Genomic DNA, 18,026 nt, shown 5'->3' on the forward strand with positions numbered 1-18,026 from the left:
AAACACTGACAGTGATCAAAAAACAAAAAAGCCTGCTATCACAGCAGGCTTTAACGTATCTATACAGTTGATCATAAACGCGTCAATTAACGACGGCTCTCTTGTTTACGAAGCTCAAAATCAAACTCATCAGGAAACAGCACGACGCCTTCTTCATTTTGGTTTGGGAACACCACAACAGACAGTTCGTCATCTTCTAGACCCGATGTCCAGCGACTGTGCCATTTGTTCAGTGAGATCGCTTCTGGCTCGCACTCTTCCCAATCACCCGTTGCCCATTGCTGTGCGAATTCTTCATTTGGCCATACTGGAACACAATCGTCGTCTTCGGTGTTCAGCATCACACAGCCGTGTTCATCCTTTAGAATCCACACTTTGCGGTTTGCGACAATCTCTTTCACACAGTATTTCAACCGCTGCTCTTCATTGTAGCGGTTGATGGTATCCATCTGCTCTTGGGTTAATGCTTCGGACATTTCTCGTCTCCTATTTTCCCATAGAAAAATGCCCACCTATAGGCGGGCATTTAAAGTATACGTTGGTAATAATGAAATTACACAAGCTCAGTTTGAAGCCAAGGCCAGCCTTGCTTCTTACGGCTTAGAGTGTTTTCCATCATTAGCATGCCGTCTTTCTCGTGCTTAACAAGCTTCTCAGCCCACTCACCTTTGTAAAGAAGACGAGTTTGCGCAGTAGTGATGTCTGTTAGCATAACAGCAGCAAATGCTAGGTTGTCGTTTGCACAACGTGCTTCTAGATCCGCTTCTAGTGCTTCGATCATGCCGTCAACTTGGTCTAGAGTCGCAAGTTCAACCTGACCTACTACTACATCACGACCGTTGAATGGGTAACCTTTCAGGTCTTTTTCAACAAGTTCAGCCGCAGATAGACCTTCGATGTTTGTCTTAGCGATTAGAAGATCTTTAGTGAATGCATCAACATCTTGTACGTCCGCAATAGCCGCTAGCTCAGCTACAGCATCTTTGTCTTTTTGAGTACAAGTTGGAGAAGCGAAACCTACAGTGTCAGAAAGAATAGCTGACATCATTAGTTTAGCGATTTGAGGCTTGATCTCGTGACCTTCAATCTTGAACATGTTGAACAGTACTGTGTTAGTACAACCAACAGGCCAGATCCATGCTTCCATTGGGTTTACTGTCATCACGTCACCTAGACGGTGGTGGTCAACAATACCTGCAACTTCTGCTTCAGCAATATCGTCTGGTGCTTGCGCTAGATCTGAGTAATCTACTAGCCAAACAGTTTCACCCGCGACTGAAGTACGAAGTTCAGGAACTTCTGCGCCAGCCACTTCAAGGATGTGCTGAGTTTCACGGTTAATTTCGCCTTGGCGGATTGGCATCGCTTCAGTACCACGTGCCTTTAGAAGTTCAGTTGCAACTAGTGCACTACAGATGCTGTCACTGTCTGGGTTCTTATGACCTACAACTAGAATCATGTTTCTTCCTATTCAAGTCAGTTTGATGCGCTTCCGAACGGGGGTGTATTGCATAGTGAATGACACCTTGGAAGCGGGTTTGCTCACAAAGGCCGATACTTTACCTGAAATTTTGCTTTTGTCCTAATTTCAAAACGTAAAAAAGGCTCAATAGCTTCGACCAACAAGTTGAGCAAGCATGAATTGCAGCACTAAGCCGCTTTAATCGTAACAAACGAAAAAGCCCAAGCAGTTTAACGCTTGGGCTTTAGAAGAGAGGTAGCTTAAAACTGCTTCACAGTATCACCGGAGCTCACTTCCACTTTTTGGTTCTTATAACTTGTGTAACAAAAAACACAGATAAACTTGAGCGTCATGATCAGGATAATGGTTGGCGCTGGTGCGCTATCAATAAAGAAACTCAGATAAACACCCAAAAACGCGCTGAGTAACGAGATACACAATGCTAATAACACCATGCTATGGAATCGGCGTGTTAGCAAAAATGCCGTGGCGCCTGGAGCAATAAGCATCGCAATCACTAAGATCATCCCCACCGCCTTTAAAGCTGCCACAATAGCCAGGGACAGAAGCGATAACAAACCATAGTGCAGGAACTTAACAGGCAAGCCAATTGCTTGGGCGTGCTGATGGTCAAAAACAAACACCAGAAGGTCTTTACCCTTGAACACGGCAAAAAGAACCACCAGCAAAGCGACAATCGCCGCTTCGATAATATCGGCCCAACTTACCCCTAAAGCATCACCAAATAAGATATGGTCTAAATGAACGCCAACCTCAACTTTGGTCATTAAAACAAGGCCCAACGCAAACATAGCGGAGAAGACAACACCCATGATAGTGTCTTCTTTAATACGGCTGTTTTCTTTCAAGTACCCCGTAGAAAGAGCACAGAAAATACCCGCAGAAAACGCACCAACTGTGTATGGGATCGCCAAGATATAAGCAATAACAACACCGGGTAAAATGGAGTGCGCGATGGCATCGCCCATCAATGACCATCCTTTCAATACAAGAAAGCACGAGAGCAAAGCCGTGGGAATAGCAACCAACAAGACGATTAAGAAAGCCTGCTGCATGAAGGTGAACGTAAATGGCATAACGAGAGTATCAAGCATTTTTTTGCTCCTTACTCATCATTGGAATGGTTGAAGATCCATCACGCTGTTTTCGTGTCAATTGTTGCTTACTTTTACGCCTAATGGCGATTTGTCCATGTTTAGGAGCAAAGACAAACGCAGTTAAGAAGCAAGCAGTTTGCAGTAGCACAATGATTCCTCCTGTCGCACCATCGATGTAGTAGCTAATATAAGCGCCTAAAAACGAGCTCAATGCACCAATGATAACGGCATAAACGATCACCCTAGAGAATCGGTCGGTCATTAGGTAAGCCGTAGCCCCTGGAATCACTACCATGGCAATCACCAAAAACGCCCCTACCGTTTGTAGCGCTGCAACCGTACAGGCACTAAGAAGTGTAAAGAATAGTACTTTAAGCTTGGTTGGATTCAGGCCAACACTCTGTGCGTGATTTTCATCGAAGAAAACCACCATTAGATCCTTCCATTTGACAAGTAATATTGCCAGCGATATCCCCCCGATTATGACTAGCTGAAACGTATCCGTTGGTGTGATGGCCAATACGTTGCCTAAGACGATGGTTTGAATGTTAACCGCGGCAGGAAACAAAGAGACAAGAAATAAACCCAACCCAAAGAAGGAGGTAAAAATCAGGCCTATAATAGCATCTTCTTTTAATTTACTTCTTTGGCTTAAAAACAACATTCCTGCGGCTGCAAGACCGCCAGATAGAAACGCACCAAAGGCAAATGGCAGACCAAGCATGTAAGCTCCAGCAACACCGGGAACAATCGAGTGAGACAATGCATCACCAATCAATGACCAGCCCTTGAGCATCAGGTATGTCGATAAAAAGCCACAAACACCACCGATAAGCGCACTCACCCACATCGCATTTACCATGTAGCCGTAGTGAAATGGTTCAAGTAAATAATCCATTAAATGAACTCCTTACTTCTCAACTCTAGAAACAGGTACCGCTTGCTGCTCGCCATACATCACGACCGGACGCTCGTGATCTGAAAGGACTGTCAGCTTACGTTCATCATCGTCTTCATGAAGGTCTTTACCGCCAAGGATGAAATGACGAAGGACCCCACCAAAAGCAAGTTCAAGGTTTTCAGGTGTAAAAACATCACGAGTCATACCAGATGCCAATACCGTTCGATTGATCAATACGGTACGGTCACAAAAGTCTGGAACACTGCCGAGGTTATGGGTAGAAACCAGCATCACTTTGCCTTCGTCACGTAGGTCACGAAGCAATGCCATGATTTGATCTTCGGTTTGAACATCGACCCCAGTAAAAGGTTCATCGAGTAAAATAACGTTGCTCTCTTGAGCCAATGCCCTTGCCAGAAATACTCGCTTTTTCTGACCGCCGGAAAGTTCCCCAATTTGGCGTTTTCTAAAAGGCGTCATGTTCACGCGATCCAGCGCGGCCGTCACCATGTCATGATCTTTTTGCTTTGGAATTCGCAACAACCCCATATGACCGTAACGTCCCATCATGACAACGTCTTTGACCAATACGGGAAAATTCCAGTCGATTTCTTCACTCTGTGGAACGTAAGCCACCACATTTTGCTTAAGCGCTTTTTTAGCTGGGAGACCAAGGATCTCGACCGATCCTTGGCTCACCGGAACAAAACCCATGATCGATTTGAATAGCGTAGACTTACCACTTCCATTCACTCCAACAAGGGCCGTAATCGACCCTTTTGGAAGTGTAAAACTCGCGTCATACAGTGCGGTATGTCCGTTACGATAAGTGACGCTGATGTCCGATACTTTAATACCCGTCATTACTGCTCTAGACCCTCTGCAATTGTATTAGACGTCACTTGTAATAAATCCAAAAACGTAGGGACTGGACCATCTTGGCTACTTAGCGAGTCAACATAAAGGACACCTGCGTATGTCGCCCCCGTCTCTCGAGCAACTTGTTGCGCTGGCTTAGCAGAAACCGTACTTTCGCTAAAGACCGCTGGGATTTTATTGGAGCGAACTTCATCAATGACACGTTTAACTTGTTGTGGTGTGCCTTGTGAATCTGCATTGATTGGCCATAGGTACAGCTCTTTTAAACCAAAATCGCGAGCTAAGTAGCTGAACGCCCCCTCACTGGTCACTAACCAACGTTGGTCTTCTGGGATTTGAGCGACTTTTTCACGGATTGGCTGCACCATGTCCATGATCTGCTTTTTGTAGGCTTCTGCATTCTTCTGGTAAGTCTCCGCATTAACGCTGTCATATTTCACGAGAGCATCTCGAATATTGTCGACATAAATTAACGCGTCACTTGGGGACATCCAAGCATGTGGGTTGGGCTTACCACTGTATGGGCCTTGCGTGATGCTCATTGGTTTGATGCCTTCCGTGACAATCACACTTGGAACATCGTGCAGGTTTTTGAAAAATTTCTTGAACCACAGTTCTAGGTTCAGTCCATTGTAAAGAATAAGGTCAGCGCCTTGAGCACGACGAATGTCTCCTGGCGTAGCTTGATAATTGTGGATTTCAGCGTCGGGCTTCGTAATGGATTCGACAACAGCAGCATCACCAGCAACATTTTTCGCCATGTCAGCGATAATGGTGAAGGTAGTCACGACTTTAAATTTCTCATCAGCCACCGCTGACGCACTCAATCCCAATGATAATAATGACAGAAGTACAGCTACAGGTTTGGCTAAAGCACCAAGTTTCAATCTCATCCTTGTTTTCTCCAGAAGGCAAAGTTACTTTGAAAGTTAGAATGATTCTACATTCCAATAGCAACACTGTAAATGATAATGGTTATCATTTACAGTGTTTTTAACTCTTATCTTATGAAAAGTGTGAGATCGTTTTGAACAGCCCTTTACACAGCCGTCACAATTGCTTTCGCATTCAATCCTTTATCTAAGTTGATCAACAATAATTGGCACGGCTCTTGGTTGATTTTTTCTCCGGTCCAAAAATCGTACCAATCGGTAGGTTGGTCGGCTGTGAGGGTAAATTCCATAGGTTCATCATTGGTGTAGTTAAACAAGCAATGTAGGTCATTCTTGGAGGTCAGCGGCAAAAATGCGTGATTTAAGCCTAGCGCAGTAAACTTGGCAGCCTCTTGATTTCGACGCTGGCGCAGCATTAGTTTAGAGAGTGTCTTACTCGCAAATGACGTAATCTCTGGCAAAGGATCACCAGAAAGCAGTAAGCCACCACAAGCTAATAGAGCATTGCGATGAAATTGGTAGTCTTCTCGGGAAGCGGCTTGGTTTGGAAGTGAAGTAAACGTCGCACAATCAGCGTCGATTTGCCACAACTTACGATGTTGCCAACTGCGGAAGAAAGTCTCTTTAGCGATTTGCTCAAAGCGATGACTATGGCGCTCGACATCGTCAGACACACGCATTGCATCGACTAAGCCCAAAGAAGGCCACATTGGCGCGTTACAGCCTAATAGCCATGCATCCCCTGCCCCTTTGGCGATCGCTTCCATCCCCATGCGGTAGGCTTCTACACCGGTTACGCCCGATTGACTGCGCTTACCTTTTAAAGTGCCCCAGTAGTTTGCGTCTAATTTGAATAGCTCAACACCCCACTCTTCTCGCATGACAGATACGACGTAAGTTAAGTGATCTTGAACTTCAGGGTTTGAAGTATCGAGAATGTACCAAGGTGTACAGCGCCAACCACCATAGGTGACATCTTCAGCTTTCAGGAGGTCTCCGTCTTCGTGACGCACAAACCATTCAGGATGCTTTTTGAAGATTTCTGATTCTGGTTGGGCAATGAATGGTGCCATCCAGATCGCGGGCTTCTTGCCCTTCGCGCGAATGTTATGAATAAGCTCTTTTACACCACCAGAGAACTTATCAGAAGGCGTTAACCAATCGCCCATGAAAGCTTGGTAGCCATCATCCAACAATACCCATTCAAGCTCAGACAGCTTATCTTGCATGCATTCAACATTTTCTAGGACGTTATTTTCAGTCACTTCCGCATAATATGCATACCAAGAACACCACCCAATTGGCGCATCTTGTAAAACACCATTACGCACGGAGTGATGTTCTGCAATCATCTCACTGTATTCAGCGTAGAGTTCAGACAGAGAATCACCACGTAAAACGGCAACAGATTCAAGGGTATTGTGCGCCCAATCGGCCACTTGTGTCATTTCACCATCGAGAGCAGCAGATAGAATCCAATGATCACCATGTTGAACAACATCAAAATAACCCGCAAAACGATGACATGAGGTGAAACCAAACAAGGTATAGCCTGCAGCATCTTCTACAACGAGATAGTTGTAGTAACGTTTTAGCGCATGTTCCGGATAGATTCGATACGACGCATTGTTATCAGGACAGCGGCCAATATCGACGGGGTGAGAAATGGTGCCCGAAGTTTGAGCGAGCATCTGGAAGCCGTCACCAATAACGGTCGCTCCTTGCTCATACAAGAAAGGCATTTCAAATAGTACTTCTCGTTCGCTGTAGGTTTTGTTGTGAATCCCCGCAAACGAAAAGTGCAGTTGGTTACCAACGACTTCGAACTGAAGATCGTTATCCATCACCGTTATTTCAGTGTGATTGGCCAATTGAATGGTTTGAGCCATAGAAAATCTACTCACTTGATTATTATTGTGTTGTTTCCTTCATTATCCTTTGCTTCTCTCCCCCAAATCGTTATCGACATCACGAATCGACATCGTTCCTAATTATATCAAATAAGTATTGAGAGAATGCTCACTGAAATTTTGGTTAAAAAAATACCAGCCCGAAGGCTGGTATTTCATTTAAAGCTTAGTGCTGTTATTAAGCAACTTCGATTGGACCACCGAATGAAGTCACTGGTGGAACTTTACCAGTGAATTTCTCGAAGTCTACGATACATGTGTTCGCAGAAGTCGCCTGTGCTAGCTCAGAAGAACCGATATCTTGAGTTAGTGTGTTAGGGTCACCGTAAGTACAGATTGCACCTACTTTCTCGTTTAGAGGACCGTACCATGCACCTTCTTCGATACGCACAACACCACGTGGGTAGCTGTCTGTTAGAACCGCACCAGCAAGAAGTTGACCACGGTCGTTAAATACACGTACCAAGTCACCGTCTTTAATGCCTTTTGCTTTCGCATCAGCTGGGTTGATGTATACAGGCTCGCGACCTTGAACAGCGTAAGTAGCACGGAAATCTTCAGATTCACACATCTGAGAGTGCAGACGCTTGTCCGGGTGGCAAGATTGTAGCCAGTACGGGTGTTTGTCAGAGCCAGGGCCACCGTGTGAACGTTCTGATTTCTCGAACCACATTGGGTGTTCTTGACAATGTTCGTAACCGTAACGACCGATCTTACGAGAAGTGATCTCGATGAAGCCAGAAGGCGTACCCAGAGGGTTGATTTCTGGATCTTTACGGAAGTCAGCGTGACGAACCCAAGGCTTACCTTCACCGAAGTCTAGTACGCTTTGTTCCCAGAACTCTTCAAATTCTGGCATCTCGAACTTACCGTCGTTCGCTTTCTTACAATCGTTGTACAGGCTACGGATCCATTCCATTTCGCTCATGCCACGAGTGTACTCGTCGCGACGACCAAAGCGTTGAGTCAACTCACTCATGATTTGGAAATCTGGCTTAGATTGGAACAATGGATCCACTAGGCGGTGCATAGCAACCAAACCTTTATTCGAGTATGAACCGTATACATCAATATCGTTACGTTCCCACTGAGTACAAGCTGGTAGAACGATGTCAGAGAAACGACATGTTGCAGTCCACGCAAACTCAATAGTTACCACAGTCTGAAGCTTTTGGAATGCTTGCTTCATGCGGTTACGATCTTGGTGGTGGTGCCATGGGTTATTACCTGAGATCACCATCATCTTGAAGTCTGGAAGCTTAACTTTACCACCGTTGTAGTTGATCTCTTTACCTGGCTCTAGAAGACAGTCGATCCAACGTGCAACAGGGATAGTACGGCTGTAACCGTTAAAGTCGTTGTTATCCCACTTCGGTTTCATACCTGTGTCTAGGTTACGAGGGAAGCCACCAGGGCCCGCGAAACCAGTTGAAGGAACACCGATACTTGAGTAGTGGTGACCGTAAGAGATACCGCCACCTGGTAGACCGATTTGGCCAACCATTGCTGCCACAACTGCAGCTGCCCAGTATGGTTGTTCACCGTGCTCTTGACGCTGGATACACCAACCCATCAGGATTTGTGTACGGCCGTTTACTAACATGCGTGCGAATTCACGAATCTTGTCCGCTTTCACACCACAGATAGGTGCAGCCCACTCAGGCGTCTTAACAACTTTATCTTTCGTTTCACCTTGAACGTACTTGATGAAGTCTTCAAAACCTAGGCAGTAAGTCTCGATGAACTTCTTGTCGTATAGGTCTTCATTGTACAACACGTGCGCAACAGCAAGCATAAATGCTACGTCTGTTAGCGGGTTGATGTACAAGTGGTCATTTTCAAGGTAACGCTGAGTCTTGTTCTTCACTGGGTCTACAGATAGAACGTTGATCTCACCTTTCGCTACTTTTTCTTTCAGTTGCGCTAGGTACTTAAATGACTCGTGCGTTTCACAGTTCCAACCTACCTGTAGGTTTTTCACTGGGTCGTTTGCCCAAAGAACGATATTGTCTGAGTTCTCTAGGATTTCAGACCAAGACGTACCTTGTGCGTATACTTCTGTAGAACCAAGTACGTAAGGCATGATGGTTTGACCCGCACCAGTAGAGTAGTCACCTACTTTAGTGATGAAGTTACCGTGCATACCTACCGCACGTTGCATGTGTGCAGTACAGTTGTTGAACGCACCAGTTTGGTTCCAACCTGTTTGACCTGCGTGTAGAGCCCATGGACCGTATTCTTTTTGAACACGCTCTAGCTCACGGTAGAACAGGTCTAGAGCTTCATCCCATGTAACACGGATGAAACGGTTGTTACCACGCGTTTCCGCGCTGTATTTGTGCTTTTTAAGCCAATCTAGACGAACCATTGGGTAACGAACACGTGATGGGCTGTAAATGATGCCCTTGATGCCGTTCAACATTTCTGTTGGGTTCTTATCTAGTTCTAGCGGTTTGATCTCTTGAACTTTACCCGCGTAGATGTGGGCGCGGAACGCGCCCCAGTGTGAACCTGTTACTTTCCAAGTACCCGTAGTCTCAGCTGCATTTGCAGATGCTGAAGCCAATAAGCTTGGACCGATAACTGACGCTGCACTTGTGGTTGCTACACCTTTAAGAAAACTTCTTCGTGTAATAGCCATTTAATTTACTCCAATCCGACGCTTATTAGTGGTGGCCTTCAGCATAATCTGAAGAGTGCTTCTGTAGGTACTTCAAGATCAGTGCTTCACTGTCTGTATCTAGGTTAACGAACGCTAGCATACCGTCAAACATACCTGGCCATGTATTCGCATCGAAGTGCGCTTCAGCTGGTTGTGTGTGACATACTGAACAGTTTGTTTTGTATGCTTCTGCTGATTTTTCCCATACAGGCGTGATGTCGTTCAGCATAGATTCTTTCTTGATCCATACTTTCGCAGCCACTTTTTCCCAAGGAAGACCTGTTAGCTCATCCACTTTCTTCTCACCAGCCGTTACAACGTCAGCGTCTGTTGCAGCGTCTTTAAGTAGAGAAGCTACTGCGATGTTTTTACCGAAGTCTTCTTGGATTACACGACCAAAGCCTTTCGCTTTACGCCAGCCGTCGATTTCGATTTCAACGTAGTCGCCTTTTTCTTCAAGAACTTTCACTGTTGATGCTGGGTTTAGAAGACCTGCTTCTTTCGCACCTTTATCGTCGAAGTAGATTGGTAAGTGACGAACACTTACTAGCTCCTGACCTACACCGTAATCTGTGTTAGATGCCATACCTTCTAGGTCACCAACAATACCACCGATGCTGTCCATACCAGCTGGAAGTTTGTGCGCGATGCCTTTGTGACAGTCAACACAGCTCTGATCTTTTTCAGCAGCTTGTTTCATTTGGATACGAGCTGTTGGAGACATTTGCTCGAAATCCATAGAGTCGTAGTTGTGACAGTTTTTACACTCTAGAGATTTGTTTGCAGAGAAACGATCCCATTCGTGTTTAGCAAGTTCGATACGGCGCTCTTCAAAAACACCTGGTTCATCGTAGTTACCAAATACTTGTGCAAATACTTCTTTAGACGCTTGCATTTTACGAGCGATCTTATCTGTCCAGTTATGAGGAACGTGACAGTCAGGACAAGTTGCACGAACACCAGAGTGGTTTTTCCAGTGAACAGTGTCTTGTAGTTCAACGTATACGTTGTCACGCATTGTGTGACAGCTGATACAGAATTCTTCTGTGTTGGTTGCTTCTAGGGCTGTGTTAAAGCCACCCCAGAAAATAACACCAGCGATGAAACCGCCCATAGTCAGCACACCAAGGCTGATATGAACTGCCGGGCGCGTCATAGTACGCCACAGTTTAATGATTAATGATTTCATTATTTGCTCTCTTAAAATCTTTTCTAAAGTGTGGTTATGAGCTCACTGGCTTACATGCCGTGCGCACCTGGGGGACCAAAGAAGAACACTTGAAGTGCCCAAACAATAAATCCGTAGCCACCTACGAAAGCCACACTCAGAATTGGGAAGAGAACAACTGCAATGAAGAGGAAAGACTTCCACTCCAGTGAGCGTTTTTCACCACTCTCAATTTTGTTAACATCACTCATACATTTGCCTATTTTGTATCTAGTGTTATTGGAAAGCCTGTCTTACCAAGCTTAAGTTTTTTACAATCTCTATTGGAAAATGTTAGACCATACTATCAGTAAGGTTCAATCAAATCTGACGCTTCATACCTTGTTATCCAACACTTTTTTGAGCTCATCCAGAGATGTGTTTGATTGATATTCTTTATTTAAAATTATTAACAGATGTGAAAAAATAAGTCTTTTGCAACCTTGTTAAAGATACAACATAAAGATAACTTTGTTTACATTTAAATGGATTTTTTCGTGCTACTAAACCGCTATTTTTTCGACTAAAGACAATACCTTGTGAACGTTATGTTAAGAAAAATTCACAGAATCCGACTGACTTTTTTATCGATAAGTTTGCAAAAAAACAGAGCTTAGCAATTCATAAACCCATACTACTTCGTTAGAATCAAAGCGTTGTTTTTGGGGGAACATTTATGAATCAAGTTGTAGATATTAATTGGTTTGAGCTCGCACTTTTTAGTTTGATCCTTATCGTTCCCTTTGCCATTAATGCTCGATACAAATTAGGCATAGCCAAAGACACTGCCATCAGTATTGCCCGTATGACCGTACAACTGCTCTTAGTGGGTGTTTATCTTGAGTACCTATTTAAACTGAATAGCTTAACTGTGAATCTTGTCTGGTTGTTGGTCATGATTGTCGTTGGGGCGAGTTCGATTGTAGGCAAAGCGAACCTTCCCAGAAGACCGCTAATGCTCCCTCTCATCACAGGCTTAACGTGCAGCCTTTTCCCCCTACTCGCTGGCATAATCTTAGGCTTGGTAAAACCGGTCCCCTTCTACAACGCCCAGTACTTAATTCCTTTAGCTGGCATGCTGTTAGGGAACAGTTTGAGTAGTAATATTGTTGCTTTGCAAAACCTATTCACTGCGTTTGAACAACGAAAATCCGAGTACGAAGTCGCAATCTCACTTGGCGCTTCACCAAAATACGCGTCATTCCCTTTCCTTCAAGAAGCACTACGTAAGTCGCTTGCCCCAATCCTCGCATCTATGGCAACAACGGGGTTAGTGACCCTTCCTGGGATGATGACAGGCCAAATCCTTGGTGGAGCTAGCCCAATGGTGGCAATTAAGTATCAATTGGTAATCATGTTGGCGATTTTCGTCATGCTAAGTGTGTCTGTTGCGATTACATTGGAAATGACATTGAGCTGTGTACAAACAAGAGAAGGTCGCGTGAAAGTTAAGTTTATCAACAAGGATTAACTAGTCGAATGGCGAATACATGACCACATAAGCATCTCATTTTATGAATTTTTCTTGTTCCAAAAAGATACACACGATCTTTAAGACAGGTTATCCACAGAAAATGTGGATAAACCACCAAAACCCATAAGCAACCAGAAACATAACATCAATTAGAAGCCATTATCTCCCACGCCCCCCCAAATGGTCATAAAGCAGTCATTCAACTGACATATGGAGACTCTAGAGTGCAGTTAACCACAAAGGGAGGAGTCACTATGGATAAGTTAATCATGCAGGAAAACGCAGATGAATTGCTGTCAGATTCACCAGTGGACTGGTTGGTACAAGAGCCAAGAGAAATAACGTCTCACTGGAATCCGAAGGAGTTTGGTATTAACGAAGAGTTAATCTAACCCTTTCAAACGGCAGATAAAAGAAAGGCAAGCCCAAGTTGGCTTGCCTTTTTCAATTCTATTTAAGGTGCTTATCTTCATCGCGTAGATAAATCATCCAATACCACATGCCTACGAAGACACCGCCACCAATGATATTGCCAATCGTTACAGGAATAAGATTGTTCATGATAAAGCCAACCATATTCAAATCTGCATAATCTGCGATATTCGCGCCTGTCATTTGCCAGAACGATTCTGGAGCGAAGTATTTAATACCAATCGCCATCGGCACTTGGAACATGTTTGCAATACAGTGTTCAAAACCTGCTGATACAAACATCGCTACAGGCAGAATCATAACGGCAATTTTGTCTGTTAGCGTACGACCACTGAAGGTCATCCAAACCGCGATACAAACTAAAACGTTACACATGATGCCCAGCGCAATCGCTTGGAAGAAGCCATGATGCAGTTTGTGCTGAGAAATAGCCATCGCATTCAGACCTACTTGGCCACCATCGAACATATATTGCTTAGTGATCAACATACATACCACCAGCAATATTGCGCCAACCATGTTACCGAAGTACACAACCAGCCAGTTCTTCATTAAGGCTTTCCATGAAATCTTGCCGCTTGCGCGTGCAACCAGTGTGAGTACAGAACTGGTAAACAACTCACCACCTGTCACCACGACTAGAATAAGACCAAGACTAAAAGCCAAACCACCGATTAAGCGAGTAATACCCCAAGGCATATCGCCCGCACCAGTGGTAACGGTTGTATAGAAAATGAAAGCGATACCGATATGAAGACCTGCTGAAATAGCGAGCAGAAAAGACTTCATTGGGGCTTTAGTCGCTTTGCCAACACCTACTTCGGCGGCACGTTCAGCAGCCTGAGGTGGTAAGAGTGAGTCAAACTGATTGAAGTTCATGGAAGTGTAACATTTAGAAACAATTAACGAGGCGCGGATAATCGCTCCATTTCCAGAGTTTTTCAAGGGCTATTTTTCATGTTTACTAAATTTGTTGTTGCTGAGAGAGTGATCGATAAAACTCAACTATGAGTTCTTGTCTTAACCATCATTAATATTTGGGAGCGATGTTTACCATCGAATAAAAATTCCGCGTTATATCAGGCCGATAGCGCCACACTTAACACTTCTCACGGTTTTCTATTGCTCAACCTAAGTTTTCAGACTAGCTTGGATAAAAAAGCACAAAGGAATTACCTATGAAATATTCAGCTGACCACATCGCCGAACTGAACCTACTTCTTCAATTCGACTTAACCAGTGCAGCTACGGGCATTAAAGTCCATAAAGAAGCTTCAGAAGACATGCAGGCAGCGGTTGCCCGCCTATACGAAAAACAACTATGCACTCAGCCTGATGGTGGTTATTTAACCGACGAAGGAATCGAAGTTGCAGAACATGCCGACAAGATCCTTCGAGTTCTTTCAGCAGAGTAATCTCACAAGTTTGTTCCAATCTTCTTAGTAAAAAGCCACCCTTTTCGGTGGCTTTTCTGTTTTTGTCATTCGTTCTGAATTCTTATTGAGCGATCAGCTTTTTCATTTTGCCGTAAGGTTTGACCTTGTCATAAACCCAATTAAAGCCAGTTGCATAAAACAAAAAGAAGATTAAGAATCCAGCTTCTAATGCGAGTGCTTGCAGCAATGTAATTTGTAAGAACCACGCAATGACCGGAATGGTGATAAATATCAACCCACCTTCAAATCCAACCGTGTGACCAATACGCACCATTAAACTTCTTTCTTCTCGGTTTGACCCAAACCATTTGTCAAAATACAAATTGTAAATGTAATTCCAGACTACCGTATACAAGCTTAACCCAATACCAACGACAGCCAAATCGCTTGAGCCTTTCCCTGTGACAAGTGAAGCCGCTGGGATAATCATCGCCAATGCAAACAGCTCAAATAGGATAGCGTGAAAGATACGTTCGTTACGTGCCATGTGTTTTTACCTAAATTGTTCTACTCAATGGCTGACATTTTATCTATCATCTAGATAAGTAAAAGTTAGATACCATCGGTAAAAACGATATGTTTACTATTGAACAACTACAGGCCTTTGTCGCAACTTCTGAAGCAGGATCTTTCTCTGCAGCTGCACGAAAACTTGGACGAGCTCAGTCCGTGGTAAGCCAACACGTGATGAACATGGAGCTCGATTGTGGCGTCGACCTGTTTGATAGAACAGGACGCTACCCAAAACTCACCGAAAAAGGCCATGAACTTTTGCCCTACGCGTTAGCCACCATCAGTCAACTCGACCGACTGAATAACAAAGCATCTCAATTGTTTTCACCACACGCGACGCAGTTTATTCTTGCGGTTGACGAAGGTATCCCTCTGACTAACCTACCCCAAGCACTCAAAAATCTAGAGCAACAATTCCCATATATCCAAGTTGAATGTTTAACAGGCTCCAGTCCAGATATCATCGAACTCGTTAAATCAGGTCGAGCAACCACCGGTATTATTCTCAGCGACTTACAAATGCCACAGAATATCGATTACTCAAACCTAGGTAATATCGGTTTTGACGTTTTTGTTTCTTCCCAGCATCCTTTAGCGAAACAAAAAGTGCGTCATATCGATGAGTTAAAGCAACATAGACAACTGGTTATACGTTCAAAAAATACCGATACGAGCGGACTCAATCAGGCGGTTAGCCCAGATATCTGGTACGCTGATAATTATTACATCTTATTAGAACTGGCAAATAAGGGATTTGGTTGGTGTTTTCTTCCAAACCATTTGGTGTCACATGCACCCAATACGCTGATCAAAATTGGCGAAGAATTCACAAAACTGGCATGGCAAGTCAACATCGATCTGATACAACATCAGAAATGGCACTCCGATCCTCTACACCAACAAGCCAGATTAGAATTACAAACCCTGTTTGAATCTTAATCAGGGATGAAGAAGTAGGAACTTACAGATGGCAAATACATTGATCGTCGGCGCAGGCTGGTTAGGCACACCACTTGCACAAACGCTTATTGACCAAGGACATCAAGTTATCGTCACTCGACGCAGCCAAACTCGATTGGATGAGTTTCCAATACCTTCCGTTCAAACTGCTCTGCTCGATCTCAATGAACCGAACTCTGAGCAGCGACTCATTGATATCATCAAACAGCACCATATCGAACGTATTGTCGGCGCTTTCCCTCCTGGCTTTCGTAAAGGAAATGGGCAAGAGTATGCACAGCAATGGCATCGCTTAAGTAAAGCGGTAAAAGTGAGTAGCGTTGAAAAGATTTTGATGGTCAGCTCAACGACGGTATACCCAAACCTAGCCGTCGATATGAAAGAAGAAGACGCCACATTGGCATTGGCCCAGACGAAAGAACACTTCTCTGACAACGCCCGCATTATGCTACAAGCTGAGCAATACGTGATTGATTCCGGTATCGATTACGCCATCGTCCGTTGTAGTGGTTTAATCGGCTCTGACCGCCACCCTTCTCGCTTTGCACTGCGATTGAAACAAGTGAGCCGTAAAGCCCCTGCGAATATGGTGCATCAAAACGATGCTGTGGCGGCAACGGCTTTCGCTCTCAATCAAATCAGCAATGAAGTTGTAAACGCCACAACGCCGAATACCGTCAGCAAAGCCGAATTTTACCAAGCGGCCATTACAAGAAGTGATTTAGATATTGCCCTCCCACCAGTCACTGAAACTGCCGATAAACGAATCCTTGCTGACAAGCTTATTGCGCTTGGCTACCAGTTCCAACTCAACTCAACGCTGGATGCACTATGAAACTCTATCAACACATCGAAACCTTGTGGGACTACATGCAGCTCAAACATGACTTAAAATCGGCTGACTGCTTGTTTGTTATGTGCAGTAATGACCTGCGTGTTGCTGAATACGCCGCTAAGCTTTACCACCAAAAACTTGCGCCCTTGATTGTGTTTTCTGGAGGTGAAGGGCGATTTACAGATGGCTTGTTTGAGAAAAGCGAAGCCGAAACCTTTGCTGAAATTGCGAGAATCGCTGGCGTCCCAAGTGAGTCCATTGTTGTAGAGACAAAATCGAGCAACAGCGGCGAGAATGTTCGATTCACTGAACAGTTGTTGATAGAAAAAGGGATCTGCTGTGATTCTCTGATTCTAGTTCAGAAGCCATTTATGGAAAGACGCGCCATCGCCACTTTCGAAAAACAGTGGCAATCTTCATATTCACAACTACAAGTGACCTCAACCGCACATCCTTTCTTTGAATACATCAATGAAGACATGCCGTTGATGATGGTTTTAGCCGCGTTAATGGAAGATTTTTCTAGGATTAAAACCTACCCAGAAAAAGGCTTTCAAACCGAGCAAGAAATTCCTGCTCACGTTGAATCCTCTTATCAAGCACTGCAAGAAAAGTTTGAACTTGGTCTAGTGTAATTCTTCACTCAACCACCAGCTAACAAACAATAAAAAAGCCACCAAATCTGGTGGCTTTCTCTTATCAAGAGCCGTTTACTTGCCAAGTGCTTCTTTGTAGTGTTGGCGACAAACCGATACATAGCTGTCATTCCCACCAATAGCAACTTGATCGCCTTCTTTGATAGCAACGCCGCTTTCGTCAGTACGAATCACCATATTTGCTTTACGGCCACAGTGACAGATAGTTTTTAATTCGACCAATTTGTCAGCCCAAGACAATAGGTACTTGCTGCCTTCAAAAAGTTCGCCAAGAAAATCGGTACGAAGGCCATAACAAAGTACTGGAATATGAAGCTTATCAACCACCTCAGTTAGTTGGTAAACCTGTTCTTTTGACAAGAACTGACATTCATCAACCAAAATACAGTGGCGTTTTTCCACTTCATTCAGTGCAGCGATTTCTTGATATAGGTTGGAATCATGACGGAACAGCTGTGCGTCTGATTGCAAACCAATACGTGAACTTACCTTGCCAACACCGTAGCGATCATCAAGTGCCGCAGTGAAAATCACTGGCGTCATACCGCGCTCTTGGTAGTTGAAAGAAGATTGAAGAAGAGTCGTTGATTTACCCGCGTTCATCGCCGAGTAATAGAAATACATCTGAGCCACAGAGCACTACCTTCGTTAAAGTTTAGAATTTATAAAAGTGTCTAGTCCTAAAATA

The 18,026-nt window shown here is 44.2% G+C and carries 19 protein-coding genes; 6 read left to right on the forward strand and 13 right to left on the reverse strand.

The features are described from left to right. Positions 1-86: 86 nt before the first annotated feature. The 10 genes from BCT11_RS25375 to torE all read right to left on the reverse strand — a co-directional run bounded on the left by BCT11_RS25375 (position 87) and on the right by torE (position 11,244). Complete coding sequence (locus BCT11_RS25375) at positions 87-476, reverse strand: DUF2750 domain-containing protein (protein WP_005437260.1); 390 nt, start codon at positions 474-476, stop codon at positions 87-89. 77 nt (positions 477-553) lie between these two features. Next, positions 554-1,459, reverse strand: a complete 906-nt coding sequence (locus tag BCT11_RS25380; RefSeq protein ID WP_038873640.1) for a manganese-dependent inorganic pyrophosphatase — start codon at positions 1,457-1,459, stop codon at positions 554-556. A 263-nt stretch (positions 1,460-1,722) separates the two neighbouring features. After that, positions 1,723-2,577 carry a metal ABC transporter permease gene (locus tag BCT11_RS25385; RefSeq protein WP_102389566.1) on the reverse strand — a complete coding sequence of 285 codons (855 nt, stop codon included), beginning with the start codon at positions 2,575-2,577 and terminating at the stop codon, positions 1,723-1,725. Further along, complete coding sequence (locus tag BCT11_RS25390; protein WP_038881427.1) at positions 2,570-3,478, reverse strand: metal ABC transporter permease; 909 nt, start codon at positions 3,476-3,478, stop codon at positions 2,570-2,572. Before BCT11_RS25390 ends, BCT11_RS25385 begins: the two co-directional genes overlap by 8 nt. Before the next feature lie 12 nt (positions 3,479-3,490). Then, positions 3,491-4,345 (reverse strand): manganese/iron ABC transporter ATP-binding protein, encoded by an 855-nt coding sequence (locus tag BCT11_RS25395; RefSeq protein WP_102389567.1) that lies wholly within the window; start codon positions 4,343-4,345, stop codon positions 3,491-3,493. Further along, positions 4,345-5,253, reverse strand: a complete 909-nt coding sequence (locus BCT11_RS25400; protein WP_102389568.1) for a metal ABC transporter substrate-binding protein — start codon at positions 5,251-5,253, stop codon at positions 4,345-4,347. Before BCT11_RS25400 ends, BCT11_RS25395 begins: the two co-directional genes overlap by 1 nt. A 146-nt stretch (positions 5,254-5,399) precedes the next feature. Further along, complete coding sequence (locus tag BCT11_RS25405; protein ID WP_102389569.1) at positions 5,400-7,142, reverse strand: alpha-galactosidase; 1,743 nt, start codon at positions 7,140-7,142, stop codon at positions 5,400-5,402. Positions 7,143-7,341: 199 nt separating this feature from the next. Beyond that, complete coding sequence (gene torA / locus BCT11_RS25410) at positions 7,342-9,804, reverse strand: trimethylamine-N-oxide reductase TorA (RefSeq protein WP_038873657.1); 2,463 nt, start codon at positions 9,802-9,804, stop codon at positions 7,342-7,344. A gap of 25 nt (positions 9,805-9,829) precedes the next feature. Further along, a complete protein-coding gene (torC, locus tag BCT11_RS25415; RefSeq protein ID WP_038873660.1) occupies positions 9,830-11,014 on the reverse strand; it encodes a pentaheme c-type cytochrome TorC in 1,185 nt (394 codons plus the stop codon). Positions 11,015-11,064: 50 nt separating this feature from the next. Further along, the gene (torE, locus tag BCT11_RS25420; protein ID WP_005450728.1) at positions 11,065-11,244 is read right to left on the reverse strand and encodes a trimethylamine N-oxide reductase system protein TorE; all 180 of its coding nucleotides are present in this window, start codon (positions 11,242-11,244) and stop codon (positions 11,065-11,067) included. A gap of 464 nt (positions 11,245-11,708) precedes the next feature. On the opposite strand from torE, the gene BCT11_RS25425 reads away from it, so the two are divergent. Together BCT11_RS25425 and BCT11_RS25430 are read left to right on the forward strand one after the other, a co-directional pair. Continuing rightward, positions 11,709-12,503 carry an ABC transporter permease gene (locus BCT11_RS25425; protein WP_102389570.1) on the forward strand — a complete coding sequence of 265 codons (795 nt, stop codon included), beginning with the start codon at positions 11,709-11,711 and terminating at the stop codon, positions 12,501-12,503. A 257-nt stretch (positions 12,504-12,760) separates the two neighbouring features. Continuing rightward, positions 12,761-12,898, forward strand: coding sequence for a hypothetical protein (locus BCT11_RS25430; protein WP_102389571.1), 138 nt, complete (start codon positions 12,761-12,763; stop codon positions 12,896-12,898). 58 nt (positions 12,899-12,956) lie between these two features. On the opposite strand, the gene focA is transcribed toward BCT11_RS25430, so the two are convergent. Then, complete coding sequence (gene focA, locus BCT11_RS25435) at positions 12,957-13,817, reverse strand: formate transporter FocA (RefSeq protein WP_038873665.1); 861 nt, start codon at positions 13,815-13,817, stop codon at positions 12,957-12,959. A 299-nt stretch (positions 13,818-14,116) separates the two neighbouring features. Between focA and BCT11_RS25440 the strand changes: the two genes are divergently transcribed. After that, the gene (locus BCT11_RS25440) at positions 14,117-14,353 is read left to right on the forward strand and encodes a TIGR02647 family protein (RefSeq protein WP_038873668.1); all 237 of its coding nucleotides are present in this window, start codon (positions 14,117-14,119) and stop codon (positions 14,351-14,353) included. An 82-nt stretch (positions 14,354-14,435) separates the two neighbouring features. On the opposite strand, the gene BCT11_RS25445 is transcribed toward BCT11_RS25440, so the two are convergent. Next, positions 14,436-14,861 carry a PACE efflux transporter gene (locus BCT11_RS25445; RefSeq protein ID WP_038867149.1) on the reverse strand — a complete coding sequence of 142 codons (426 nt, stop codon included), beginning with the start codon at positions 14,859-14,861 and terminating at the stop codon, positions 14,436-14,438. A gap of 89 nt (positions 14,862-14,950) precedes the next feature. On the opposite strand from BCT11_RS25445, the gene BCT11_RS25450 reads away from it, so the two are divergent. Genes BCT11_RS25450 through BCT11_RS25460 form a run of 3 tightly spaced genes read left to right on the forward strand, consistent with a single transcriptional unit; the run spans position 14,951 to position 17,317 of the window. Next, the gene (locus BCT11_RS25450) at positions 14,951-15,826 is read left to right on the forward strand and encodes a LysR family transcriptional regulator (RefSeq protein WP_038867146.1); all 876 of its coding nucleotides are present in this window, start codon (positions 14,951-14,953) and stop codon (positions 15,824-15,826) included. Positions 15,827-15,854: 28 nt separating this feature from the next. After that, on the forward strand, positions 15,855-16,682 hold the full coding sequence (locus BCT11_RS25455) for an NAD(P)H-binding protein (RefSeq protein ID WP_102389572.1): 828 nt from the start codon (positions 15,855-15,857) through the stop codon (positions 16,680-16,682). Then, positions 16,679-17,317, forward strand: coding sequence for a YdcF family protein (locus BCT11_RS25460; protein WP_045404470.1), 639 nt, complete (start codon positions 16,679-16,681; stop codon positions 17,315-17,317). The genes BCT11_RS25455 and BCT11_RS25460 overlap by 4 nt, the downstream gene beginning before the upstream one ends. 75 nt (positions 17,318-17,392) lie before the next feature. Here BCT11_RS25460 and BCT11_RS25465 read toward each other — a convergent pair whose 3' ends face one another. Beyond that, positions 17,393-17,971, reverse strand: a complete 579-nt coding sequence (locus BCT11_RS25465) for a thymidine kinase (protein ID WP_038867139.1) — start codon at positions 17,969-17,971, stop codon at positions 17,393-17,395. Positions 17,972-18,026: the final 55 nt, after the last annotated feature.

Source organism: Vibrio sp. 10N.222.52.B12, from assembly GCF_002875385.1.
Lineage (GTDB): Bacteria > Pseudomonadota > Gammaproteobacteria > Enterobacterales > Vibrionaceae > Vibrio > Vibrio jasicida.